Below are 24,334 nucleotides of genomic sequence, written 5' to 3'. Positions count from 1 at the left end.
TGGGTGACGCGCGGGAACGTCGCCGCGCGGGAGGAGCGGGGCACGTGGCTGTCGGCGGCCGTCGACCTGGTCAAGGTGCACCGGCAGGGCGGGAGCGAGATCCGGGCCCTGGACGGGGTCACGGTCTCCTTCGAGGCCGGGCGGTTCACGGCCGTCACAGGCGCGTCCGGGTCGGGTTCGTGTTCCAGGCGTTCAGCCTGCTGCCGCAGCTGAGCGCGGAGCGCAACATCACGCTACCGCTCGACCTGGTCGGGCGGTCCGTTGACCGGGAGCTGTTCGAGCACCTGGTCGAAGTGCTCGGCCTCGGTGACCGGGTGGGGCACCGGCCGGGGGAGCTGTCCGGCGGGCACCAGCAGCGGGTGGCGCTGGCGCGGGCGCTGATCGGGCGGTCCGACGTGGTGTTCGCGGACGAGCCGACCGGCAACCTGGACTCGCGCTCCGGCGGTGAGGTGCTGGCGTTCCTGCGCGAGTCGGTGCGGGAGTTGGGGCAGACCGTGGTGATGGTGACGCACGACCCCGTGGCGGCCTCGTACGCGGACCGGGTCGTCTCGCTCGCGGACGGGAGAGTGGTGCGGGACCGGAACAACGCCCCGTCGCGGCGTTCTTCGCCTGCGGCGCGGCGCGGCGCGGTGCTGGGCCAGGCTGTCGCCGAGCGGGCGGTGCTGGACGGGCTCGGCGGCACGCCCGCCGCCGTCGACCTGGCGGTCGACGGCGGGCTGCTCACCGAAGCCGGGGTCCAGCGGGTGCGCGCCACGCCCGGAGTCGCCGAGGTCCAGCCGAGGGTGAGCGCGGGGGCGGTGCTCGCCAGCGCGGCCGACCGGTACCTCGGGCTCGAGGCCGATCCGGGGGACGGCCCGCTGTCGCTGGCGCGGGTGGTGGAGGGGCGCTACCCCGGTGCGGCCGACGAGATCGCGGTCAACGAGGTCGCCGCGGCGGGCTACGGCCTCAAGCCGGGGGACCGGACGACCCTCGTGCTCCCGGTCGGCGACGGCGGGCAGCGCGCCGCCGAGGTGCTGGTCACCGGAGTGGTCCGGGTGGTGGGGGACAAGCTGGAGACCGCGTACGCGCCCACCGACGTCATCACCTCGCTGGTGGACCTGCCCGCCGGGGACGGGTGGTGCTCGCGGCTCGACGTGCGCCTCGCGGACGGGGCCGATCCCGGTGCGCTCACGGCGGAACTCGCCGCCGTGACGGGGGTCGACGGCGAACCGGTGCGCGCCCAGACCGGGGACGCGGCGCGGCTGGCGGAGGCCCGCACCGCGACCGGTGACGTGGACGACCTGTTCGCGGGCGTCGCCCTGTTCGTCGGCATCTCGATGGTCGCCGCCGCGCTGGTGGCCGCCTCCGGGTTCCGCGTGGTGTTCTCCCAGCGGCTCAAGCAGTTGGCGCTGCTGCGGGTCGTCGGCGCGCACCGGGAGCTGGTGCGGGCGCTGGTCGTCGAAGGCGTGGTCGTCGGCGTGGCGGCCGGGGGAGTGGGCGCCGTGACGGCTGTGGGGCTGGTGCTGTTGCTGCCGGTGGTGAGCGACCTGCCAGCACCGCAGACGCCGGTGGCCGGGGTGCTCGGCGTGGTTGTGGGCGCGGTGGCGGTGACCGTGCTCTCGGTGCTGGGCCCTGCGGTCTCGGCCTCCGGGGTGTCGCCGCTGCAAGCGCTGCGCGGGATCGACGTCGCACCCGCCGAGCGCGGTCTCGGGCCACTGCGACTGGCCGCCGGGGTGCTCGTCGCCGCGCTCGCGGCCGTGGCGGTCGTGCTGCTGGCGCGCGAGCTGCCCGGACCGGGGAGCACCGGGTACGACCGGGACGCCGGGCTGGTCGCGGTCGCGGCGGTGGCGGTGCTGGTGTTCCTGGCCCTGCTGCTCCTGGGACCGTTGGTGGTGCGCCCGGTCCTGGCCGCCGTGGGCCCGGTGGCGCGGCGGCTGGGGCCGGTGGGGTGGCTGGCCGTGGGCGGGGTCGGCGGCGCGCCACGAGGGGCCGCCGCCGTGTGGCTGGTGGTGGCGCTGGTCAGCGGCGCGCTGGTCGGCCGGGCCGGGCTCGCCGGGTACGCGGAGCGCGAGCTGGGGTTGAGCGCGCCCGCCGACCTTCGGGTGACCGGGGTGTCCGAGGAGACCGCGCGCCGGGTGGCCGGGCTGCCCGAGGTCGCCGAGTCGACCGACTACCGCACCGGCGAGCTGACCGCGGGCAACCGCCACCACCGGTTTGCCGACCTCGACCTCGGGGCGCTGGAGGCGTTGCGGGACAACGCCGTCGCCGACAGCGGGAGCCTCGCCGACCTCGGCGCCGGGCGGATCGTCGTGGGCGGGCGGACCGCCGGGGCGCTCGGCGTCACGGCCGGGGACACCGTGCGCGGCGCCGTCGACGGGCGCGAGGTGAGCTGGGTGGTGGCGGCGACGCTGACCGGGACCGACCCGGCGGGGATCGGGATCGTCGTGCCGCGCGGACAGGCGCCAGGAGGTGAGATCACCGTGCTGGTCTCGGGTGACCCCGTCGCGGCGGAGCGGGCCGTGCGGGCGGTGGTCGGCGACGGGAGCGAGGTCACCGCGACGCGGCGCGACCAGGAGGACCTGCGGGAGGTGGTCGACCTGCTGGCGCTCGTCGGGCTGGGGCTGATCGGGGTGACCGTGCTGGTCGCCGTGGTCGGGGTCGGCGCCACCACGGGGCTGAGCGTGGTCGAGCGCATCCGCGAGATCGGGATGCTGCGGGTGCTGGGCATGGGGCCGGGCGGGGTGCGGTCGGTGGTCGTCCTGGAGGCCGGGCTCCACGGGGTGCTCGGCGTGGTGCTCGGGCTCCTGGCGCTGGACCTGGGCGTGCCGCTGGTCGTCCCGGTGCCGCCGCTGGCGGGCGTGGCGGTCGGGGTGGTCGCGCTGACCGCGCTCGCCGGGTGGGTCGGGGCGCGGCGCGCGGTCCGGGTCAGTCCGGTCGTGGCGCTGCGAGCGGACTCCTGACGCCGTGGTGGGCCTTGGCGTGTCCGCGCCCCGCTCCCGCGCCGCTTCCGGCCTGTCGCCCGTCACGGCGTCCGCCGTCGTGGACGCCGCGACGCGGTTGACCGTGCGGTCCAGTGTGGACGGCTGGATGGTGCGGCAGCTCGCGGCCGTCGTCGGGCGGGTGTTCGCCTCGGTCCCGCTGCCCGACCGGGGGTTGCCGCGGCGGGAGTGGTTCACCGCCCTGCTGACCGACCTGCGGAGGGTCGCCCTGCACCACCCCGGCGTGGCGCGCCGGGCCCTCGCGGCCTGGCCGGTGACCCTCAAGTCCGCCTCGGCGGTGAGGGCCGGGATCGAGGTGCTCGTCGCGGCCGGGTTCGGGGACGAGGCGGTCGGGATCTGCCGGTACCTGGTCGGCTCGGCGCTCGCGCTCGTCTCCTGCTCTGGCTGGACTGGCGGCTCGCGCGGTTCGTGCTGGGCACCCTGCCGCTGTCCGCGCTGGCCTACGCCTGGATGATGCGCGACCACCGGGAGAAGGCCGCCCGGCTCGACGTCGCCACCGCGCGCATCAGCTCCGCCGTGGTCGAGCTCATCACTGGCATCGGCGTCGCCGAGCGCGGCACGCACGCGGAGCTGCTGGCCGCGAACGGCCGGTACGCGGCGTTCTGGCGTGAACCGCGCCAGGGGCCGGCGGTTGGCCTCGGCGAGCTAGCGCGCCGCGCGAGACCCCGGCCGCGCCGCGAGGTGCGGCGCGGCCGGGAGTCATCCCGCTAGCCCTGGCAGGGGTTGCCGCCGGGGTGCGCGTCGGTGCCCCGGTAGCCCACCCTCGCCTCGCCCACCACGACCTTCACCAGCAGCGCGTCCAGCACCACCGCCCGCTGCACCAGCCCGTCCGCCGTGCGCTCGGTGCTGTTGAGCCGCAGCGAGCCGACCACCAGCGGGATCGTCACCGGCTGCGAGCCCACCACGGTCACCGGGACCCCGTTGACCTTCAGCGAGTCGATCGTCGACCCGCCGGAGAACCTCGGCTCCAGCCCGTGCTCGCCCGCCACGCAGGTCACCGACGCCTCCGACCGGATCACGCCCAGCTCCACGCTCACCCCGAGCGTGCTCAGCGTCGTCGTCTCCACCAGCGCCCGCGACACCACCGAGTCGCCCTCGGCCGCCCGGCTCGCCGACGGGTCGTCCGGCGTCTGGTCCGTGCGCGCCGACAGGGCCTTGAGGCGCGCGTTCAGCAGCCCCGAGCCCAGGTTCGCCTGCAGCGTGGTCTGGTCCGCCTCGGCGCACGGCGCGTTCGGCGGGTTCGCCACCACCGGCTCGATGCCCGCCACGTTCACCACGCTCGCCCGGCAGGTGAACACGCCGTCGCGGTCGTCGTCCAGGATCGTGCCGACGCCCTCGCCGTCGGACACCGCCGCGCCCACGACCTCGCCCAGCCGCAGCGCGAACGCCTCGTCCAGCTCGTCCACCGCGTCGGACACCAGCGGCACCGCGACCGCCTTCGCCGTCTCGCCCGGCGCGAACGTCACCACCTGCGAGGTCGCCGCGTAGTCACCGGGCGCGACCGCCGAGCCGTCCGAGGTGGACGCCCGCAGCGTCACCGGCTTCGGGCTCGGCCGGTCCAGCGACACGGTGAACACCGCCTGCCCGTCGCCCTCGGACGCGGTCGCGTCGCCCACCCGCACGCCCGGCACGTGCACCTCGGTGCGCTCCACGAACCCGAGCGAGCGCCCGTCCACCTGGTAGTCCACCTCGCAGTGGTAGGTGCCCGCGGGGGTGCCCGGCTTCACCTCGATCGTCTCGGCGAACCCGGCCTCGGCCCCGCTGGTCACCGTCCGCGACGACGGCTCGTTGCGCACCGACAGCCGCGCGTCGCACGAGGTCGTCCTCGGCGTCACGGTCACCGGCACCTCGCGCACGCCGTCCAGGATCGCCCTCGCCACCTGGTCCGGCGGCACCTGGTTGAGCAGCACGCCGCCGGTCTCCCGCGTGATCCGGCTCGCCTGCCCGCCCGCGTCCAGCCCGCTGCCCGCGCCCGCCACGTTGACCGCGACCACCCGCACGCCCGCCGAGCGCAGCGCGCCGATCGCGTCCGCCAGGGACCGGCCGAGCACCGGGTCGTGCGAGGGCGCGTCGCCGAACCACGCGACGATGCGCGTGCTGTCCGGCCGGAAGCCCGTCGCGCCCTGCCCGATCTGGTGGAGCGCGTTGATCGCGGACTCGGGGGTGTCCCCGCCGCCGGACGCGCTCCACCGGCCGATGCCCGCGCGCACCGCGTCCCGGTCGGCGGTCAGCGCCTGGTCGACGCGGAACGCGAACGCGTCCCCGGTGTCCCGGTACTCGGCCACCGCGAACTGCGCGGCGGGCTGCGCGGCCAGCACCTGCCCGGTGACCGCGTCGGCGTTGGAGCGCACGCTCGCGATCGCCGCGCCCATGCTGCCTGTGGTGTCGGCGAGCAGCACCAGGTCCGGCTTCGGCGGCACGGCCGGGGTGGTGACCTTCTTCGCGACCTGGGCGCTCTGGCCGGGGCCGAGCACCACCTCGACCTCGGCGGGGACGACCTGCGCGGAGGCCGGGGCCGCGACGCCGAGGACGGTCGTCGTCGAGGCCAGCACGGCTAACGCGAGAACCGCCGCCCTGCGGACGGGACCGCGCTTCGGAAAACCGAAGGAAAAGCGCGGCGGAGATCCGGAGGAGGATCTGGCGATCGGCATGGGAGAAGCCTTCCGGGAGCACTGCTCGACAAAGTGCGGGAACCAGCGGAGGAATCATCGGGGCGGTGCGGAAAACGGTCAATTACCTGGTGGTATGACCCTTTTTCGGGGAGGATCACCTGGGGTTGGGCGTGCCGCTCCGCGGAGTGGCCAGCACCTGTTAATGCGGTCACGTTCGGCCTACGCCAGGCGGGGTTTCGCACCGCCTGGCAATTTTCCGGGCTACCCCGCTGGGGTGACGCCGTTCAGTGGGAAAGCGGGGGAGAAGTGATTGCTCCGAATGCACCGGAGTGGAGTGCCGGACCCGATCCGGCGCACGAGCGCACGCCGGGGCGCCCGTGGTGGCGCTCGCCGCTGGTCGTGGTTCCGGGGCTGCTCGTGCTGCTCGGCTCGGTCGTGGCCGTCTGGCCCGAGCTGACCGAGGACGACCGCTACGCCTCCTGGCAGGCGTCCGGCCGGGACACCACGCCGTACGTCAGGAGCATCGGCGCGTGGACCGCCGGGGTGGACGTGGTCGCGGTCCGCGACACCCACGCCGTGGCGCGCGCCCGCCAGGGCGGCGGGAAGCACTGGGAGGTCGCCCCGCCCGCAGGCCGGTTCTGCGCCGGTCCGGCGCAGTTCACCGAGGGCTGGCTGGCCCTGGCCTACGGCGTCTCGGGCGCGTGCGACCACATGATGCTCGTTTACCTGCCCACCGGGCAGGTCCGCTGGCAGCGCCCGCTGGACGTCCCCGGAGCCGCCGGATCAGGGGCGGGCGGGGTGGTTCAGGTCGTCGGCGACCTCGTGCTCGCCGCCAGGGGCGGCGGCGTCGCGGCCTTCGCGGTCGACACCGGTGAGCGGAAGTGGGGCCGGACCCTGGTCCGCGCCTCGGACGGCGCCGACCGCTGCGCCGCCGACGACCTCGCCCCCGACCAGGGCGAGTCGCTGCTCCTCCTGCGCTGCCCCGGCGTGGACCACGCGGTCACCGCGCAGCGGTTCCGCCCGAGCACCGGCGAGGTGCTGGCCGAGCACGACCTGCCGGGGCCGGACCTGCCCGACGTCGAGGCGGACATCGTGTCCTCGGGGGCCGCCCCGACCGTCGTCCACGTCGGGAACCGGGACAGCGGGAGCTACCGGTTCCTGAACGAGTCGCTCGTCCAGACGCAGGAGGTCCCCAGCGGCCACGGCGGCCTGTCCGCCCCGGACGGGCCCGGCCGGGTCGCCATCGGGCACGGCTGCCTGCTCGCCGTCACCACCCCGGAAGCCGGTCAGGTCAACGAGGTCGTCGCCGTCTACCTGGCCACCGGAGAGGAGCGCTGGCGGGTCCCGGTGCCGGGGGCCACCGCCGAGGGCGTGGTCGCGAGCGACGACCGGGGCGTCCACGTCATCGCCTCGTCGACGCGGGAGGAGGACGTCGACCGGATGCTCGACGAGCGGCTCGTCAGGCTCGACGCCGACAGCGGCGCGGTCCTCGCCCAGACCTCGACGAGCGTGGACAACCGGCCCCGGACACGAGGCGGCCCGAGCATGGCCGACTACACCTACGGGTGGTCCAACGGCCGCGCCTACGCGGTGTCGTCCGTCTACGACGGCGACTCGGTGGACATGTTCACCATCGGCTAGGCCGGTTCAGCGGATCGGGGCCCCGGTCAGCGCGGCGAGCTGGTCGGCGTACTCGATCCGCCCCACCCAGTCCTGCGGCCACCCGGCCATGCCGTGCGCGGCGCCCGCGAACGCGCCCGCCAGCGCGGCGATCGAGTCCGAGTCACCGCCGGTGCGCGCGGCCCGCACGAGCGCGGCCACCGGGTCGTCCGCGTGCCGGACCGCGCACTGCAACGCGGTCGCCAGCGCCTCCTCGGCGATCCAGCCCTCGCCGGTGCCCAGGCAGGGGTCCGCGCCGTCGTCTGGCCGGGACAGCACGTCCACCAGCACCTGGAGCGCGGCGGCGCACTCGTCCCAGCCCGCGCGGGCGAACGCCACCGGCGAGGCGGCCCCGGCCACCTCCCACAGCTCGCCCAGCCAGTCCGCGCGGTAGCGCTCGCGCTCGCTCGCGCACCGGTCGAGCAGGAGCGCGGGCAGGTCGACCAGGTCCGCGCCGTCCACCAGCAGCCGGGTCGCCAGCGCGGTCAGCTCCGAGGCGGCGGGCGCCGTGGGGTGGCCGTGCGTCATGGCCGCCTGGAGCTGGGAGATCCCGGCCAGCAGGTCCAGGTCAAGACCGGGGACCAGCCCGACCGGGGTGACCCGCATGTTCGCCCCGCACCCCTTGGACGCGGGCATCGTCGCGGCCGTCCACGGCAGGCCCTCGGCCAGCCCGCCCACCGCGCGCAGGCAGGTCATGCCGGGCGCCCGGTTGTTGTCGGGGCTGTGCGCCCACGCCACGAACCGCTCGCGCAGCCGGGGCTCCAGCGCCTCCGGGGTCAGCCCGGACGCGTCGCGCAGCGCCCACGCCACCGCAAGCGCCATCTGGGTGTCGTCGGTGACCAGCGCCGGATCGCCCTCCAGGCGGTCGGGGCCGTCGCCGTAGCGCTGCTCGATCTGCTCGACGGACAGGAACTCGGTCGGCTTGGCCAGCGAGTCGCCGAAGGCGAGCCCGTAGAACGATCCTGCGGCGCGGTCCACGCGGCCCACCCTAACCCGCGCCGAACCCGAAGCCCCGCCGCCCGCGCCCCGCCCGCGCGGGCACACTGGGGGAGCCGCCGCCGTCCGCGAGCACCGAGGAGCACCGATGCCTCACCCTCCCGGCGACGCCGTCACCTCCGTCGCCCTGTCGCTGGCGCACCTGCCGCTGCCCACCCCGGTCAGCGACGCGAAAGTGCTCACCGGCAGGCAGAAGCCGCTCACCTCGGTGGCGCTGCTGCTCGCCGAGATCACCGCCGAGTCCGGGCTGACCGGGCTGGGGCTGGCGTACTCCAAGCGCGCCGGTGGCCCCGCGCTCCACGCGCACGCCGCCGAGATCGCCCCCGAGCTGATCGGCGAGGACCCCAGCGACGTGGACCGGTTGTGGCGCAAGCTGTCCTGGGCTGGCGCGTCGGTCGGCCGGGGCGGGCTGGCCGGGCAGGCCATCGCCGCGTTCGACATCGCCCTGTGGGACCTCAAGGCCAAGCGCGCGACCCTGCCGCTGGCCAAGCTCATCGGCGCCCACCGCGACGCGGTGCCCTGCTACAACACCTCCGGCGGGTTCCTGTCCGCGCCGCTGGAGCAGGTGCTCGACAACGCCGACCACGCGCGCTCGCGCGGCATCGGCGGCATCAAGGTCAAGGTCGGCCACCCCGACCCCGCGCAGGACCTCACGCGGGTCGCGGCCGTGCGCGAGCACCTCGGCGACGGCGTCCCGCTCATGGTCGACGCCAACCAGCAGTGGGACCGCGCCCGCGCCGCGCGGGTCTGCCGCGAGCTGGAGCGGTTCGACCTGACCTGGATCGAGGAGCCGCTGGACGCGCACGACACCGCGGGGCACGCCGCCCTCGCCGCCGCGCTGGACACCCCGGTCGCCACCGGCGAGATGCTCACCTCCGTCGCCGAGCACTGGGCGCTGATCACCGGCGGCGCCACCGACTTCCTCCAGCCCGACGCGCCCAGGATCGGTGGCATCACCCCGTTCCTGCGCGTCGCCGCCCTCGCCGACCAGCACCACCTCGCGCTGGCCCCGCACTTCGTGATGGAGGTCCACCTGCACTTGGCCGCCGCCTACCCCGGCACCGCCTGGGTGGAGCACTTCGAGTGGCTGGAGCCGCTGTTCCACGAGCGCGCCGAGGTCGTCGACGGCCGGATGGTGGTCCCGGACCGGCCGGGCCTGGGGCTCACGCTCACCGAGCAGGCTCGCGCGTGGACGGTCGAGCGCACCACCGTCACCGGTCCACAGTGACCTGACCGGGTGAACTGCGACGGGGTGGCCTCGCCCACCCCGTCGCGGAGCACCGGTTTTTGTCGGACCCCCTCGCTACCTTGGCGCCAACCCCAGGGGAACGAGGAGGACAGGGTGGACGAGGCACATCCCGACGCCGGGCTCATCGCCGCGGGCGCGGTGCTCCCCGGTCGGCGCCCCGCCGCGCCGGGGCAGGACGCGATCACGGCCAGGCGCTACGCCCACCCGGCCGCCCCCGGTCGCGCCGTGGTCCGGCTCGTCCCCGCCCTCCTCGCCCGAGCCGAGGACCTGACCTGCGACTACCTCGGGTTCGACGCCCCCGACCGGGTCCGCGAGGTCGGCACCGGCAAGCGCGTCGCGCTCGGCTTCCCCGCCTGGGCGCTGGCCAACGACCCGGACAACGGGCACCACGCGCTCGACCTGGTCAAGGACGTCGAGCGGCTCGGCGCGCTGGCCCGCTCGCGCGCCGAGGCCGCCAAGACCGGGTTCCTCGCGCTCGGCGAGCGGCTCGCCCGGTCCGCGCCGCACTTCCTGCCCACCCTGTACGAGGAGGCCGGGCGCGCGTTCCTGGCGCACGGCAGCACCAGCTACGCGGGCGCCATGTTCGGCAGGGCCAGGCAGGCCGAGGAGGTGCACGACCTCCCGCTGGACGTCGAGCGGCTGCGCGAGGTGTTCCTGGAGTTCGCGTTCGCGGGCGCGCTGACCGTGAAGGCGCTGACCTCGTTCACCAAGTCCCTGCAGGGCAGGCTCGACCCGGTCGAGGCCTACGAGCTGGTGCTGCACCTGTGCGTGCGGCGCTGCGCGGGCGGGCTGGCCCCGCACAACTCCATGCCGGACGACCTGCGCAGGCTCGCCACCGCCGCCGGGCTCGACCCGGACGCCGAGGACGAGCGGCTGCTCACCCGCCTGCTCGGCCTGCGCGGCGTCTCCCGCGCGGGCGGCAAGTTCTGGAAGCGCTACCGCCCGGCCCTGCTGCGGCTGTCCGCGAAGGACCCGGCGCTCGCGCCCCGGCTGCTGGAGCTCGTCCCGGACGACCGCGACGACCTGGACGACTGGCTCGACCTGCTGGAGGCGTGCGGGGCGACCGCGCACCTGGTCGACGGCACCGGGACGGTCGGCGCGGCGGCCTGGCTGACGTCGGTGGTCCAGCTGCGCGACCTCTCCTGGGGCGGCGACACCCCGCGCTCCGAGCGCCTGCTGGAGCTGGTCGCCCGCCTCGCGCCTCGGCTGACCGCCGACGCCGTCCCGGTCCGCTTCCCGCACACCTGGCGGCAGGGCGAGCTCGACCTGCTCGACCTGCTGCTCGTCCTGGACGTCCCGTTCGAGCTGACCGAGGAGACGGGGGAGCGGCGCAACTTCGCCGTCGACTCCTGGCTCGCCGACGAGCTGCCCGGCCGCCGCGACCTGGTCGCCCTCGCCACCTCCGACCGCACCAGGGCCCACCTGGGCTCCGGGCTGGTCCAGCACCTGGCCAACGCGGGCTCCTCGGGCCTGGCCAACCCGGCGGCGGTGCGCGCGGCGATGGCCGTGCCGGGGCTGCGCTCCGCGCTGTCGGCGTGGTTGGCCGTGCGCGTCACCGCGCTCGGCGCCACCGGTCTGCCCGACCTGGAGCGGCACCTGGCCGAGCTGGGGCCGCTGGGCGTGCCCGAGGCGTTCGCCGTACTGCCCGAGGCCGCCGAGACCATCGCGGACGCCGACGTCGCCACCCTGCTCGCCTCGGTGCTGCGCACCGGCCTGCTGGACGAGCTGGGCTGGCCCGCGCTGGACCGCGCGGCCGGGCTGCTCGGCGCGGAGGCCGAGATCGCGGGCGAGGGCTGGCCCGCGCTGGTGCTGCGCGCGGGCGAGGAGTTCGCCGTGGCCGGGCCGGACGGGCTGCTCGCGGAGCACCGCTCCCGCGTGCCGCTGGAGCGCAGGCACGACTGGGACTACGCGCCGACCGCCTGGTGGTTCGACGGCCGCCTGCTGGTGCGCTGGCACGCCGACCACGGCGAGGAGCTGGCGTACTGGAGCGACGCGCCGACGGTGCTGTTCGACCCGCTCAGCGGGATCGACCCGTACCGCGACCGCGAGGCCGTCCCGTCCCTCGCGCTGCCCGGCGGGGCCCGCTGCACCGGCGGTCGCGCGGTCAGCCCCGGCGACACCCACGCGCCCTTCCCGCGCCCGGTCCACGGCGACGGCGTCACCCTGTGGGTCGACACCGACGCTGGCTGGCGCGAGGTCGACCCGGCCACCGGCGACCTGGGGCGGTCGAGCCTGCCGACCTTCCTGGAGGAGTTCGGCGCGAAGCGCGAGCTGGACGACTGCCACCTGCGCCCGGTCGCCCCCGGCACGGAGGCGAGCCCGCTCGGCGCGTCCGGCGGGCTGCACGGCTGGCGGGTGCGCGCCGAACCGGACGGGTCCTGGTCGGGCGAGGGCGTTGACGGGCGCGCGGTGCGGCAGCCGCGCGAGGCGGGCGCGCCCTCGGGGCTGCTGGACCTGCCCGGTGGTGCGCGGCTGGTGGTGCGCGCCGAGTACGAGACGATCGAGCTGCGCGACACCTCGGGCGCGCTGCTGGCGAGCTTCGACGTGGGCGAGCGCCGCCCGGAGGGCGCCTCGGGCACCCCGCTGGTGCCGCCGGTCGCGTGGTGGCACGCGCTGCGGCCCCGCGACGAGGCCGGTTCCGCCGCGCTGCGGGCGGTCACCGAGGAGGACGCGCGCGAGCTGATCACCGCCGCGCTGGCGACGGCCGAGACCGCGCTGCCCGCCGTCATCGCGGCGGAGGTGGCGCTGCTGCGCGCGAGCGGGGGTGGCACGGGCGCTGGGGGATCAGGCGCAAGGGGATCAAGCGCAGGGGGGTTGAGCGCTGGTGGGTTGAGCGCCGAGGAGTCGGACGCCCTTCCGCCTTCGGCCGCTGGCGCCGGTGCGGGCGCGCAGTCGGGACAGCCGGGACAGCCGGGCGGAACGTCCTCTTCGGACCCTGCGACCGGTGGTCCGGCCGTTGCCGCCGGCGGTCAAGCCGCTGTGGCCACCGCTCCCGGCGGCCCGTCCGCCGGGCGGTTCACGGCGCTGGCCCACGTGGTCGCCGAGCGCCTGCCCGCGCTGACGCACCCCGAGCTGCTCATCGCCGTGGTCGCCGAGGTCCGCAGGGCGGCGCGCCTGCAGAAGGGCTTCCGGGCGTTCGCGCGGGTCGCCGAGGCGGCCAGGCTGATCGACGAGACCGCGCGCCCCACCACGCCCGAGTCCGCCGCGCTCACCGACGCCGGCATCAACCGGGCGGTCAACTGGTTCGCCTCCCACACCGACGACGACGTGTCCGGGCCGCCGTCCGCGCTGCCCGACCTGATCGCGGCGCTGGTCGAGGCCTCGGCCGACCCGGTGCCCGGACCGCTGCCCGAGGTGTCCTCACCGGACTGGGCCAGGGTGATCCCGCACCTGCGCTCTCTCATGCACCGGGCCGCCTCGCCGTTCACCCCGCCAGGGCAGCGCGCCGCGCTGGCCGAGCTGCTGCGGGTGCTGGCGTCCAGCCCGATCGCGGACGGCTCCGGCCGGTGGCGGTCGGTGGAGCTGGTGCTGCCCGAGCGCGGCCCCGACCCGGAGAACCGGGTGGCGCCGACCGACGACGGGTTCGTCGCCCTGTTCGAGGAGAGCTGGCTGGACGTGCCCGGCCGCAGCTTCGAGGGCCTGCAGTTCGGCCGCGACGGGTTCGCGCTGCCCGAGGGCTGGCGGCTCAGCGAGCACTGGCCGCTCGACCCCGGCATCGACCGGAACGCCGTGCCGGTGTTCCTGGACGCGCTGGCCGAGCGCGGTCCCGCGCCGTGGCGGCCGGAGGCGGTCGACCGGCTGGTGGAGCTCACCGGCCTCAGCGGCGCCGAGGCGACCGTGCTGCTGGCCGGGATGCCGGGCGTGGGCGCGTGGGGCGGCAATTACCTGGGCACCGCGCTGCGCAAGGAGCTGGGCCTGTCCCGCGACGCCGCGCTCGTCGCCAAGGCCACGCTGGGCCCGCTGGAGGACGACGAGCGCGGTCGCCTCCTCAACGCCGCCGTGCCCGCCGACCCGCTGCGCCTGTGGACCGAGGGCCCGGACGTGGACGCGGTGGCCCTGGAGTGGAACACCGCGCACGGCCGCCGCACCCCGGTGCCGGAGGACCTGCTGATCGCGGCGCACAAGGCGTTCAGCCGCGACGACATCGCCGCTTTGCTCGTCGGTCTGACCAACCCGGACCGCGCGTCCTGGCTGACCGCCGACGGCGGTCAGCGCTTCAGCGGGATCGAGCTGGAGCAGGGCGACGAGGCCGGGTTCGACTCGGACCACCTGGACGTCCTGCCCCGCCTGCTGGCCTGGCTCGGCTACCACCTGCCCGGTGGTTCACCGCTGCGCGTGGAGTTGTCCCGCGCGCTCGAACTGGCCAGGGCGCGGGCGCACTCGCCCGCGTTCCTGGTGGAGCTGGGCGCGTGGGAGGAGGTGCGGAAGGTCAAGAAGCTGCTCGGCGTGCCCGCGCTCGAATCGGGCAAGGTGCTGGTGCACCGGGGTTTCGTGGAGGTGGCCGCCGAGGACGACTACTGCACGGTCGCGGTCCGACCGGGCCTGGTCGGGCAGGCGGACCGGGACCTGCTGGTGGCGCTGGCGAAGGCGCTCGACGGCGAGGCGGTCCTGAACGACCTGGACCTGCTGCGCTCCGACGGCCTGGCGACCCTGTGCGCCCCGGCGGCGGGCGCCGACCCGTCGGCGCACGCCCAGGACCCGAACAACTCGGTCCCGCACCTGGTGGCCGAGGCGGCGGGGGCGCTGTCCCTCTCACCCGACGCGGCGACCCTGTACCTCCAGCTGCTCGCCCTGCCCGACCCGACCGACGCCAACGCGGCCCGCTGGACCGGCTGGAAGCCCACGCGCCTGCGCAAGGCGAGGGCCGAGCTGGCCGGGACCGACCTGGTGCTGACCGCGAAGCGCGCCAGGGCGGGCCGAACCCTGTTCCTGCCGGGCGGCTGGCGCGACCTGCCCACGCCCGCCCTGCCGGTGGAGACCTGGAAGGAACGCCTGTACCCGCTGCCGGTCCACCCGGAGGGCCCGGTGCTCCCCGCCGAACCGGTGGCGGACCTGTTCACCAGGGCGTGGGCGGAGGTCCGGGCGGGCGCGGTCCCCGCCTACGAGAAGCTGGGCGGGAAGAGGAGCCGCCGCTGAGACCCACAAGAAGCTGAGACCCACAAGAAGCGGTGCCGCCAGACCCGCCTCACCCCGCCGCCAGGCCGTTACCGCTGCCAGGTCGCCCCGCTGCCAGGCGTTACCCCTGCTTGGTCGCCGCGCTGCCGGGTGTCGCGCTGCCGGGTGTCGCCGCCTGGCCGCCGTCCGGTGACCCCGCCACATCGCTTGGACGGACGCGGCGGTGTATGCGTTGATCGTCCGTGCGCCACCGGGGCGCGCGGACGATCACCGAGGGGGCGCTGGGCATGACCACCGTGGACGAGGCCGTGGAGCGGGGCTGGGCGAGCGCGGACCCGAACGACCCGGAGCCGACCGTCGAGCACTTCCGCGCGCTGCTGGCCGAGCACCCGGACGACGTGGTGGCGCTGTTCGAGTACGCGGGCTCGCTCGACTACGCCGGTCACGAGGCCGAGGCGGCCCCGGCGTACGAGCGCGCTTTCGCGGCGGGCCTGGACGGCGACCGGCTGCGGCAGGGCCTGATCCAGTACGGCAGCACCCTGCGCAACCTGGGCAGGCACGACGAGGCCATCGCCGCGCTGGAGCGCGCCGACCGCGAGTTCCCCGGCCACGACTCGGTCCGTGCGTTCCTCGCACTGGCCCTGACCAGCGCGGGCCGCGCCCCCGAGGCCGTGGCACTCCTGCTCACCTTGGCGGTGGACCGCGTCGACAGCCCCGACCTCCAGCGCTACCAGCGCGCCCTGCGCGGCTACGCCGCAGAACTGACGACCACCCCGAACGCGGATTGAGACCCCGCTCCGAACGAGCACTGATCCCACTCCGAACACGGGATGACCCTGCTACGGACGCAGGCTGAGACCCTGCCACGGGCGCTGCTGCCCCTGCCACGGGCTCTGACCGCTGGTGGGGTGCCTCGGTAGGTGGGGCGGCGCGGCTCAGAAGGCGGAGCGGCGCGGCTCAGAAGGTGGGGCGGCGCGGTGGGCGAGGCGCTTCGGTGGGTGGGGGCGCCTCGGTAGGTGGTGCGCGGCGCGGTAGGCGTGGTGGCCCGGCGGGCGAGTGGCGGTGTGCTGGGCAGGGGCGGTGCGGGGTCGGGGTCAGTTCGCGGGGGGCGTCGTGCCGGTGGGCGTGGTGGTTTCGCCCACCGTCGCCGAGTCGCTCGTGGACGTCGTGGTGGTGGTCGGTGGCTCCTCGGTGGTCGGCGCGGGCGCCGTGTCGGTGACCTCCCCTGTCGTCGGGATCGTGGTCACCTGGGTGGTGGTCGGCGTGGTCGGGGGAGAGGTGACCAGTGGTTGCGGCTTGTTCTGCACCGTCACCCCGCAGGCCGAGCACAGCAGCAGCACCAGGCCGAGCACGCCGCCGAGCCGAACCTCGCCCATCCCGACCTGACCCCGCCCACCACGACCACCACGTCCGCGCCGTCCACCCTGGACCGCGCCGCCACCCCGCTGCTGGCCACCCCGCTGCTGGTCACCTTGCCGCTGGCCCCCCTGCTGCTCGACGCCCTGCCGCTGGCCGTCCCGCTGCTGGCCACTGTGCCGCTGGCCGTCCTGCTGCTGGCCATCCCGCCGCTGACCACTGTGCCGCTGGCCACCCCGCTGCTGGTCACCTTGCCGCTGGCCCCCCTGCTGCTCGACGCCCTGCCGTTGGCCGTCCCGCTGCTGGCCACTGTGCCGCTGGCCGTCCTGCTGCTGGCCATCCCGCCGCTGACCACTGTGCCGCTGGCCACCCCGCTGCTGGTCACCTTGCCGCTGGCCCCCCTGCTGCTCGACGCCCTGCCGTTGGCCGTCCCGCTGCTGGCCACTGTGCCGCTGGCCGTCCTGCTGCTGGCCCTCCTGCCGCTGGCCCTCCTGCCGCTGGTCACCCTGTCGCTCGCCATCGCACCGCTTGCTGCCGCAGTGCTGGCCGCCGCGCCGTTCGCTGCCGGGCCGTGGGCCGTCCTGCCGCTCACCGCCCTGCCTCTTACCCCCGAGCCGCTCGCCCCCGAGCCGCCCACCCCGCGCCCGCCCATCCCACGCCCGCCCGCCTCCGGCGTGCGCGCCGGCAGCCCGAGCCCCGCCCGACCTCGTCCCTCCACGTCTCACGCGCCCACCTCCGGGATCTCCACGGCGAACCGCGCCCCGCCGCCGGGGCGCTCCTCGACGAGCACCACTCCACCATGCCGCCGCACGTGCTGCGCCACGAGCGCCAAGCCCAGCCCGCTCCCGCCCCCGCCGCCCCGGCTGCCCGCCCGCGCGCCCCGGTCGAAGCGCTCGAAGATCCGCTCCCGCAACTGCTCCGGCACGCCCGCGCCCGCGTCGTCCACCTCGATGCGCGCCCGGTCGCCCCGCCTCAGCAGGCCCACCCGGACCGCGCCGCCCGCGTGGCGCTCGGCGTTGTCCAGCAGGTTGCTCACCACCCGGTCGAGCATCCGGTGGTCGCCCAGGACCAGCACGGCCTCGTCCACCGCGTCCAGCGGCACGGTCGAGCGGCGGGCGGTCAGGACGTTGCGGAGGAGTTCGGCCACGTCGATCGGGTCCGGGTCGGTCAGCTCGTGCTCGGCGGAGCGGGAGATCTCCAGCAGGTCCACGACCATCCGGGCGAAGCGGTCCACCTCGGACGTGAGCAGGGCCAGCGCCTTGCCCGCCGTGCCGTCCAGCTCGGCGCCCCGCCGCCGCAGCACCGCCGCCGCGTTGACCATGGTGGTCAGCGGGGAGCGCAGCTCGTGGCTGACGTCGCCCGCGAACCGCGCGTCGCGCAGCACCCGCCGCTCCAGCGCGTCCGCGGTGGAGTTGAACGAGGTGGCCAGCTGGTCCAGGTCCGGGTCGTTCTGCTGCGGCACCCGCGCCGCCAGGTCCCCGCGCGCCACCCGCGCCGCCGCCCTGGTCAGCTCCGACAGCGGCCTCAGCGCCTTCCCGCTCGCCCAGAAGCCCAACGCGGTGCCCAGCGCCCCACCCGCCAGCGCGCCCGCGACCAGCAGCGCGCTCAGGAACCGGAACGTCCGGTCCAGCTGCACCAGCGGCGCCAGCTCCACGTACACCCCGTCGGGCCCACCCAGCGGCAGCACCACGGCCAGCACCGGCACCCCCTCGACGCGCAGCCGCTGCGTGGCGGGCGTGCCGCGCTTGCCCAGGTCGACCAGCTCGCCCGGCACCGACTCCGGCCGCACCTGCCTGCCGCTGGCCAGCACCCGGTCGCCCCGGTGCACCAGCACCGTCGAGTCCGGGCCGGTGGTGAGCCCGGTCAGCAGCTCCTCCAACCCCGCCGACCCGGTCACCAGCGCGGCCTCCACCAGCTTCACGTTCACCTCGGCCTGGCGGGTGGCCGACTGCTCGCGCTGGCGCAGCAGGTACTCCGACGTGAGGCTCCAGGTGGCGAACGACAGCGTGCTCGTGATCAGCAGCGAACCCGACCCGAGCAGCACCGCGACCCTCCTGCGCAGCGACAACTTCGGCACAGCACCTCCTCGACCGCGTGCCAGCGTGCCCCCGCGACACCGGTACCGCAGCGGATCGCAAGGTGATCGCAAGGTTGCCCGAAGCGGTTTCCGGTGGGAACACCGGTAGCCGTCGGCAACGATGCAGGGTGCACCAACACGGGCACCGGCCGGGCGGAAGCGGCCGGTGCCCGTTCCCCGTGAAGAAGGCAGATGTCCGCCACCGTGACCGCGATCCCCACCGCCAGCGCACCGAACCCGATCACCCTGATCTGCGACAACTGCGGCAGGACCTTCACCCCGGAGCACCGCGTGCCCACCTGGCGCGACCTCTGGCCACTGGCCCGCGCGGTGGGCTGGACCGGCCGGGGCCACGCTGTGGGCCCCCATTCCTGCCCGCGCTGCTCAGAGTGATCCCGTTCCGCGCGAAGAAGAAACGCTTTTCGACAGAACTCGAGAAGGCCGGAGCAAATGCGGAAATCAGGGGTCGATGTGCGCATATTTTCCTGACATCCCCGAGGTGGGGTGCTGACGTCCCACCCGCCAGCGCCCCCGGACCGACGGCCTCGCCGGTCCGGGGGCGCGCTCACGTCAGGCTCACCCGCGCGCCGACACCCCCGTCACCTCGTCCGACACGACCGTGCCGCGCGCCCGGTCCCGCCGGTCGAACAGCGACAGCAGCGGCGTGGCCATGATCGTCGTCACCAGCGCCACCACGACCAGCGCGCTGAACAGCGCGGGCGTCACGATGCCCGCAGCCAGCCCCACGTTGATCGCGATCAGCTGCATCAGCCCGCGCGCGTTCATCAGCGCCCCGACCCGCAGCGCCACCGGCTGCGGCTCGCCCACCAGCCGCGCGGCCATCCAGCACGCCCCGAACTTGCCCGCCACCGCCAGCAGCACGCACACCGCCGTGAACGCCAGCGTCTCGGCGCTGCCCAGCAGCGCGAAGTCCGTGTTCAGCCCCGAGTAGGTGAAGAACAGCGGCAGGAACAGCGCGCCCACCGGCCGCAGCGACTCCACGGCCCGGTCCAGCCGCTCCGAGCGCGGGAACACCACGCCGAGGCTGAACGCCCCGAACACCGCGTACAACCCGATCGTGTCGGTGTACCAGGCGATCAGGAACAGCGCGCCCAGCACCACGATCAGCAGGTCCTCCACGCCGATCCGCTCGGCCAGCGCCACCGCCCTCGGGCGCGACCGCAGCGCCAGCGCCAGTCCGACCACCAGCAGCCCGGAGCCGCCGACCGCCAGCGCGACCGGTCCGGCGCTGCCCGCCGCGATGCTCAGCACCCCGGCCAGCAGCACCCACGCGACCGCGTCGTCGATCGCGCCCGCGCCCATCGCCAGCGTCCCGAACCTGCTGTCCGTCAGCCCGCGCTCGGTGATGATCCTGGCCAGCATCGGGAACGCCGTGATCGACAGCGTCACCCCGACGAACAGCACCGACACCAGGACCGGCGTGCCCGAGGAGAACAGCGCCGGGTTGCCCGCCGTCGCCCAGGTCAGCCCGGCGCCCAGCAGCAGCGGCACCAGCACGCCCGCCAGCGACACCAGGCCAGCCGACCGCGCGACCGCGCCCAGCCGGTCCACCCGGAACTCCCAGCCCGCCCGGAACATGAACGCCACCAGGCCGATCTGCCCGACCACGTACAGCACCGGCCGCAGCTCGGCGGGGAACAGCTCCGCCGACGCCCCCGGCAGCAGCGCCCCGAACACCGAGGGTCCGAGCACGACGCCGGCGACCATCTCGCCGACCACCGGTGGCTGGCCGACCAGGCGCAGCAGCCAGCCGACCACGCGGCACACGACTAGCACCACGACGACCGCGAGGAAGAACGCGGGCGCCAGTTGGGTGGGGGTCACAGGAAGCCCTCCGGGGGGAGTGGAGTGGGGGGAGTGCGGGGGAGCGGGCGGCGCCGGTGGACCCGGAAGCGGGGCCGGGGGCCGGACCGGGTCGGTCGGGCGGGGAGGGGCGCCGTCCGCGGGGACGTGGCCGCTCGGGGGAGCGGCCGGTGGTGGGAGCTGCCGCCGGGGAGCGACCGTGGGGGGGAGCGCTGGTCAGGGGGACTGGGCGGGGGAGCCGGTCCGAGGGGGAGCGCCCGCGCCGGCAGCGGCCGGGCCACCGGGGTCCGCCCCCGCCGCGTCCAGCGCGTCGAAGTACCGGCCCGCCAGCCGCCGTCGCCGCGCGTCCAGGACCATCACCGTGCCCAGCACCAGCTGCACCAGGCTGCGCGCCACGTCCTCCCACCGGTCCCGCACCCGCAGGAACCCGCGCAGCGCCGCCACCCGCCCCGGCCGCTCCGGGGCGTCGCGCGGGATCAGCAGGCACGGGGCGCGGTGCGGGATGGAGCGGGTGTGGGAGACCGGGGACTGAAGGTGGTAGCGGCGCAGCACCTCGCGGGTCGCGGCCTTCATCGCCAGCGGCGCGAGCCGCCACGCCGGGCACGGCCGGTTCGCCGCCACGCCGAACGGGATGTGGTGGGCCTCGCGCGCCGACAGCGACTCCCAGCGCTCCGGGACGAACTCGTCCGGCCGCTCGTAGCCGGTCGCGTGGTACTCCGGGTAGCTGAAGCACACCACCGACCCGGCGGGCAGCACCTCGCCGGGACCCAGCCGCACCTCGCCGCTGGTGATCCGGTGCGCGATGCCGAACAGCGGGTACAGCCGCAGCACCTCGTCCAGCACGTGCCCGAGGTACCGGTCGTCGTCCGGGTCGGCGACCAGCCTGGCCTGCACCTCGGGGCGCCGCGCGATGGCCAGCAGCAGGTGCGCCATGCCCTCGGACATCTGCACCACGGCCGTGTTGAAGAACGTGCCCTGCAGGAAGTGCACCTTCTCCTCGGGCCCGAGCGAGTCGGGCAGCGGGCGCACCACGTCACCGGCCGCGACGCGCCGCCGCAGGTAGCGGGTCAGCCGGGCCCTGCGCCGCATGTGCCGCAGCCCGGTGCACTTGAGCGCGGTGACCACGTCGTCCGCGTGCCCGACGATCAGGTCGCGGGCGCGCGGCGGGCACGGCTCGCCGAACACCAGGCCGTAGAAGTACTCCGCCCACACCGGCATCATCAGGTCGCGCAACCGCACCAGGCTCACCCGGTCACCCGGCAGGGCGTCCAGCGCGGCGGCCGTCGCGCGGGTGGCGGCCTCGGCCAGCGGCCCGGACGGGCCGGAGACCATCGCGCGGGTGAACCGGGCGACCTCCTCGTAGCGCGGTCCGGGTTCCAGGTGCTCCTGGTGCACCTCGGGGCCGGGGGCCAGCCAGTACCAGAACAGGTCGGACAGGCCCGCGCCCCGGCTGCGGCCGTCCGCCGCCGGGTCGGCGTAGACCCGCTCGAACACCTCGGGACCGTGCCGCTCGTCGGGCAGGGTGAGCACCCGGTCCCCGTTGACCCTCTCGAACACCTTGACCCGCAGGGCCACCACGCGCGGCGGCAACCAGCGCGGCGCGGTCAGCGCCGCGGCGGCGGCCAGCGCGCCCAGCGCCGTCGACGCCCTCACCGCGCGGTCCACGGCGCGGCCACGTCCACCACCAGGTCGCGGGTCAGGTCGGCGTTCGAGCGCCCGCCGCACAGCGCCAGCGCGTGGTCGTACTCGTCGCGCAGCACCTCCAGCACCCGCCGCACCCCGGCCTCGCCGTCCGCCGCGAGCCCCCACACCACCGGCCTGCCCACGCCCACGGCGGACGCGCCCAGCGCCAGCGCCACGGCCACGTCCGACCCGCGCCGCACCCCGCCGTCCACCAGCACCGGGACCCTTCCGGCGACCGCGTCCACCACGGCGGGCAGCGCGATCACGGCGGGCGGGGCGACGTCGGACTGCCTGCCGCCGTGGTTGGACACCAGCACGCCCGCCGCGCCCGCGCGCACCGCCAGGTCCGCGTCCGCCGGGTGCAGCACGCCCTTGACCAGCACCGGGAGCGGGGTGGACGCGACCAGCGCGGCCAGGTCGTCCCACGAGCTCCCGGCGGACATGCCGATGGGGCTCGTCGAACCGGGCGGCGCGCCGGGAAGGTCGCGCATGTTCTCCGCCGCGCAACCGGGCGGCAGGTCGGTGAAGCCGTTGCGCAGGTCCCGCTCGCGGCGGCCGAACACCGGCGAGTCGACGGTCACCACCAGCGCCGAGCAGCCCGCGTCCTCGGCCCGCCGCACCAGGCACGCGGTGACCGCCGGGTCGGGCTGGAGGTACAGCTGGAACCACACCGCCGCGCCCGCGTCGACCCCGCGCGCCGCCGCGACCACCGGGGCGACGGCGGTGGTCGCGGCCATGCCGGTGATTAGCGCGGTGCCCGCCGCCGCGGTGGCGCGCGCGGTCGCCAGCTCGCCCTCGGGGTGGGCCAGGCGGTGGAACGCGGTGGGCGCCACCAGCACCGGGAACGCCGTCCGCGCGCCGGGCAGCTCCACGGCGGTGTCCCGCACCGCCTGCCCGCTCAGCACCCTGGGCAGCAGGGCGAGCCGGTCGAACGCCCGCTCGTTGCCCGCCACCACCCGCTCCCGGCCCGCGCCGCCCGCGACGTAGTCGTAGAACTCGGGCGACAGGGCGGCGCGGGCGCGCTCGTGCAGCTCCGCGAGCACGCCCGGCGCCCAGGTCGAGCCGGTCGGCGCGTGCGCCGAGGTCACGACAGCGCGGGGGCGAGCGCCCCCAGGTGCTCCACCAGGAACTCGCGCAGCGGCGCCCGGTGCACCGCCTCGCTGTCCCACTCGTTCTCCAGGTTCTCCGTCATGTGGTGCTCCCCGACCAGCTCGGCGCCCTCGTAGACCCGCACCACCGGGTGCAGGTAGCGCCCGTCCAGGCCCTGCACGTCGTCCTGGGACTTGCGCCCGGCCGTCACGTCGAACGGGTCGACCGCGTCGTGGTCCGCCCCGTACTCCAGGGTGATCACCGCGTGCCTGGCCACCTCGCCGAAGTCGCCGCGCGGCACGGCCGCCGCCGCGTGGTCCACCGGGACCTCCTCGGCGTACCGCAGCGACCCGTCCGGGGACTGGAGCACCACGTCGCCCAGGAACGCGAACTGCTGCCACAGCGCCGACGAGGTGTTCACCCGCCGCACCACCTCGTCCGCCGCCGCCTCGACCTTCGTCCCCAGGTCGAGGGCGGGCCACTGCACGCCGTGGTGCCGGTGCTCCAGGATGCGGTGCAGCGCGCGCACGCCGTAGCGGAAGCCGTGGATGAAACCGCTGGTCGACTTCTTGAAATCGCGCACCTGGGTGATCGTCCCGGCGAAGTGCAGGTCCGGGACGTTCGGCGACTCCCACGCCTCGGTCTGCGCCGGGAACCGGTTGTTGATGGTCAGCTCCGGGCGGCACTCGGCGCTGAAGGCCGAAGCGTCGAACCGGAATCCCGTAGCCAGCACCACGCGGTCGTACCGGATCTCCTTCACGATCTCGTTCACCCGCTCGAACACCACTTCGACGTGGTACCCGTCGTCGTCCTTGCGGATTCGCCGGATCTTCCCGTCCAGGATCGCGTTCTGCGATTTCAGCTGGTAGGTGTCCAGGAAGTTGTTGTTCACCGCGCGCAGGTGGCCGACGAAGTGCGTGCGCCACGCCAGCTTGAGCGACCCGGCGCCCGCGACGTGGATGACGGCGGCGTTCGCGATCAGGCTGTCGGCGGTCTCGAACGCGGAGTTGCCGCGCCCGACGATCAGCACGCGCTGCCCGGTGAAGCTCTCCGGGTCGGTGTCGAACTCGTCGTAGCGCTCGGCCAGCTCCGCGCCCTCGAAGTCCGGCACGTTCGGCAGCGACACCCCGGTCGCGGCGATGACCCGCTTGGCCCGGAAGGTGTTCCCGTGCTGGTCACGGGCCACGAAGTCGTCCGGCCGGGTGATCTCGACCAGGCGCGTGTTGTACCGCACGTCGAGGCCGTGGGCAGCGGCGAAGTCGGCCAGGTAGCCGACCATCTCGTCCGCGTGCGGGAAGTAGCGCGGGGTCCGCCGGGTGAACAGCGGCTCGTGCTCCTCGGACAGCAGCGAGTTCCAGTCGTTGCGCAGCCGCAGCTCGGGGTCGTCCCAGCCGGTGTGCACCTTGTTGATCGAGATCAGCGTGCGGTGCCGGGGGAACCGGGTGAAGAAGGCGCCCGCGGCCTCGCCCGACTCGACCACCAGGTAGCTGCGTCCCGCTTTCGCCAGGAAATAGCCCGCCTGCAGGCCCGCCGGACCTGCTCCGATCACCAGGTAGTCGACTGCCTCTTCGGTGGGCACCGGGCTTCCTCCTCTTGCCGTGGGCGGAGCGGGAATTGCTGGTTGAACGTTTAATAACCTCTAGTGGAAAGTTGTTGCCGCGTCAACGCCCCGGCCTTCGGGGTGGGTGTCGCAAAA

Annotated in this window: 16 protein-coding genes and 1 pseudogene; 8 read left to right on the top strand and 9 right to left on the bottom strand. The window is 75.4% G+C overall.

The genetic code is table 11. From position 1 onward, the window contains the following. Positions 1 to 3: 3 nt before the first annotated feature. From CNX65_RS20265 to CNX65_RS36295, 4 genes and pseudogenes are all read left to right on the top strand, one after another. Positions 4 to 587, top strand: a pseudogene (locus tag CNX65_RS20265) (ABC transporter ATP-binding protein); the annotation flags it as partial. After that, on the top strand, positions 567 to 2,939 hold the full coding sequence (locus tag CNX65_RS38185) for an ABC transporter permease (RefSeq protein ID WP_332553123.1): 2,373 nt from the start codon (positions 567 to 569) through the stop codon (positions 2,937 to 2,939). The pseudogene CNX65_RS20265 and the gene CNX65_RS38185, both read left to right, overlap by 21 nt. A 19-nt stretch (positions 2,940 to 2,958) precedes the next feature. Then, on the top strand, positions 2,959 to 3,432 hold the full coding sequence (locus tag CNX65_RS20255; RefSeq protein ID WP_177154289.1) for a hypothetical protein: 474 nt from the start codon (positions 2,959 to 2,961) through the stop codon (positions 3,430 to 3,432). Beyond that, positions 3,387 to 3,689 (top strand): hypothetical protein, encoded by a 303-nt coding sequence (locus CNX65_RS36295; RefSeq protein ID WP_177154288.1) that lies wholly within the window; start codon positions 3,387 to 3,389, stop codon positions 3,687 to 3,689. The genes CNX65_RS20255 and CNX65_RS36295 overlap by 46 nt, the downstream gene beginning before the upstream one ends. Here CNX65_RS36295 and CNX65_RS20250 read toward each other — a convergent pair. Then, the gene (locus tag CNX65_RS20250; protein WP_232519926.1) at positions 3,686 to 5,530 is read right to left on the bottom strand and encodes a Calx-beta domain-containing protein; all 1,845 of its coding nucleotides are present in this window, start codon (positions 5,528 to 5,530) and stop codon (positions 3,686 to 3,688) included. The genes CNX65_RS36295 and CNX65_RS20250 overlap by 4 nt on opposite strands. Positions 5,531 to 5,896: 366 nt before the next feature. Here CNX65_RS20250 and CNX65_RS20245 point away from each other — a divergent pair, with 366 nt between their 5' ends. After that, positions 5,897 to 7,231, top strand: coding sequence for an outer membrane protein assembly factor BamB family protein (locus CNX65_RS20245; protein ID WP_157767748.1), 1,335 nt, complete (start codon positions 5,897 to 5,899; stop codon positions 7,229 to 7,231). Between the two features lie 6 nt (positions 7,232 to 7,237). On the opposite strand, the gene CNX65_RS20240 is transcribed toward CNX65_RS20245, so the two are convergent. Continuing rightward, positions 7,238 to 8,227 (bottom strand): ADP-ribosylglycohydrolase family protein, encoded by a 990-nt coding sequence (locus CNX65_RS20240; protein ID WP_232519925.1) that lies wholly within the window; start codon positions 8,225 to 8,227, stop codon positions 7,238 to 7,240. Between the two features lie 106 nt (positions 8,228 to 8,333). Here CNX65_RS20240 and CNX65_RS20235 point away from each other — a divergent pair, with 106 nt between their 5' ends. From CNX65_RS20235 to CNX65_RS20225, 3 genes are all read left to right on the top strand, one after another. Continuing rightward, complete coding sequence (locus CNX65_RS20235; RefSeq protein ID WP_096495157.1) at positions 8,334 to 9,473, top strand: L-talarate/galactarate dehydratase; 1,140 nt, start codon at positions 8,334 to 8,336, stop codon at positions 9,471 to 9,473. Between the two features lie 114 nt (positions 9,474 to 9,587). Then, complete coding sequence (locus CNX65_RS20230; RefSeq protein WP_096495156.1) at positions 9,588 to 14,630, top strand: hypothetical protein; 5,043 nt, start codon at positions 9,588 to 9,590, stop codon at positions 14,628 to 14,630. 221 nt (positions 14,631 to 14,851) lie between these two features. Further along, complete coding sequence (locus CNX65_RS20225; protein ID WP_232519924.1) at positions 14,852 to 15,397, top strand: tetratricopeptide repeat protein; 546 nt, start codon at positions 14,852 to 14,854, stop codon at positions 15,395 to 15,397. A gap of 306 nt (positions 15,398 to 15,703) precedes the next feature. On the opposite strand, the gene CNX65_RS35535 is transcribed toward CNX65_RS20225, so the two are convergent. From CNX65_RS35535 to CNX65_RS20190, 7 genes are all read right to left on the bottom strand, one after another. Continuing rightward, a complete protein-coding gene (locus tag CNX65_RS35535) occupies positions 15,704 to 15,985 on the bottom strand; it encodes a hypothetical protein (RefSeq protein WP_157767747.1) in 282 nt (93 codons plus the stop codon). Further along, the gene (locus CNX65_RS35530) at positions 15,919 to 16,485 is read right to left on the bottom strand and encodes a hypothetical protein (RefSeq protein WP_157767746.1); all 567 of its coding nucleotides are present in this window, start codon (positions 16,483 to 16,485) and stop codon (positions 15,919 to 15,921) included. Before CNX65_RS35530 ends, CNX65_RS35535 begins: the two co-directional genes overlap by 67 nt. 201 nt (positions 16,486 to 16,686) lie before the next feature. Then, positions 16,687 to 18,042 carry a HAMP domain-containing sensor histidine kinase gene (locus CNX65_RS20215; RefSeq protein WP_096495155.1) on the bottom strand — a complete coding sequence of 452 codons (1,356 nt, stop codon included), beginning with the start codon at positions 18,040 to 18,042 and terminating at the stop codon, positions 16,687 to 16,689. 576 nt (positions 18,043 to 18,618) lie between these two features. Continuing rightward, on the bottom strand, positions 18,619 to 19,887 hold the full coding sequence (locus CNX65_RS20205; protein ID WP_096495153.1) for a cation:proton antiporter: 1,269 nt from the start codon (positions 19,885 to 19,887) through the stop codon (positions 18,619 to 18,621). A gap of 195 nt (positions 19,888 to 20,082) precedes the next feature. Then, positions 20,083 to 21,531, bottom strand: coding sequence for a cytochrome P450 (locus tag CNX65_RS20200; RefSeq protein ID WP_232519923.1), 1,449 nt, complete (start codon positions 21,529 to 21,531; stop codon positions 20,083 to 20,085). Further along, the gene (locus CNX65_RS20195; RefSeq protein WP_096495152.1) at positions 21,516 to 22,637 is read right to left on the bottom strand and encodes an alpha-hydroxy acid oxidase; all 1,122 of its coding nucleotides are present in this window, start codon (positions 22,635 to 22,637) and stop codon (positions 21,516 to 21,518) included. The genes CNX65_RS20200 and CNX65_RS20195 overlap by 16 nt, the downstream gene beginning before the upstream one ends. Further along, on the bottom strand, positions 22,634 to 24,217 hold the full coding sequence (locus CNX65_RS20190; RefSeq protein WP_096495151.1) for an NAD(P)-binding domain-containing protein: 1,584 nt from the start codon (positions 24,215 to 24,217) through the stop codon (positions 22,634 to 22,636). The genes CNX65_RS20195 and CNX65_RS20190 overlap by 4 nt, the downstream gene beginning before the upstream one ends. Between the last annotated feature and the right edge of the window lie 117 nt (positions 24,218 to 24,334).

It is taken from the genome of Actinosynnema pretiosum, assembly GCF_002354875.1.
GTDB classification, from domain to species: Bacteria; Actinomycetota; Actinomycetes; order Mycobacteriales; family Pseudonocardiaceae; genus Actinosynnema; species Actinosynnema auranticum.
This window is presented reverse-complemented; position numbering and strand designations above follow the sequence as displayed.

Bases quoted from the DNA above. Each gene is read 5' to 3' on its own strand.
- CNX65_RS20235 (WP_096495157.1), top strand. From the start codon at position 8,334: ATGCCTCACCCTCCCGGCGACGCCGTCACCTCCGTCGCCCTGTCGCTG.
- CNX65_RS35530 (WP_157767746.1), bottom strand. From the start codon at position 16,485: ATGGCGAGCGACAGGGTGACCAGCGGCAGGAGGGCCAGCGGCAGGAGG.
- CNX65_RS35535 (WP_157767747.1), bottom strand. From the start codon at position 15,985: ATGGGCGAGGTTCGGCTCGGCGGCGTGCTCGGCCTGGTGCTGCTGCTG.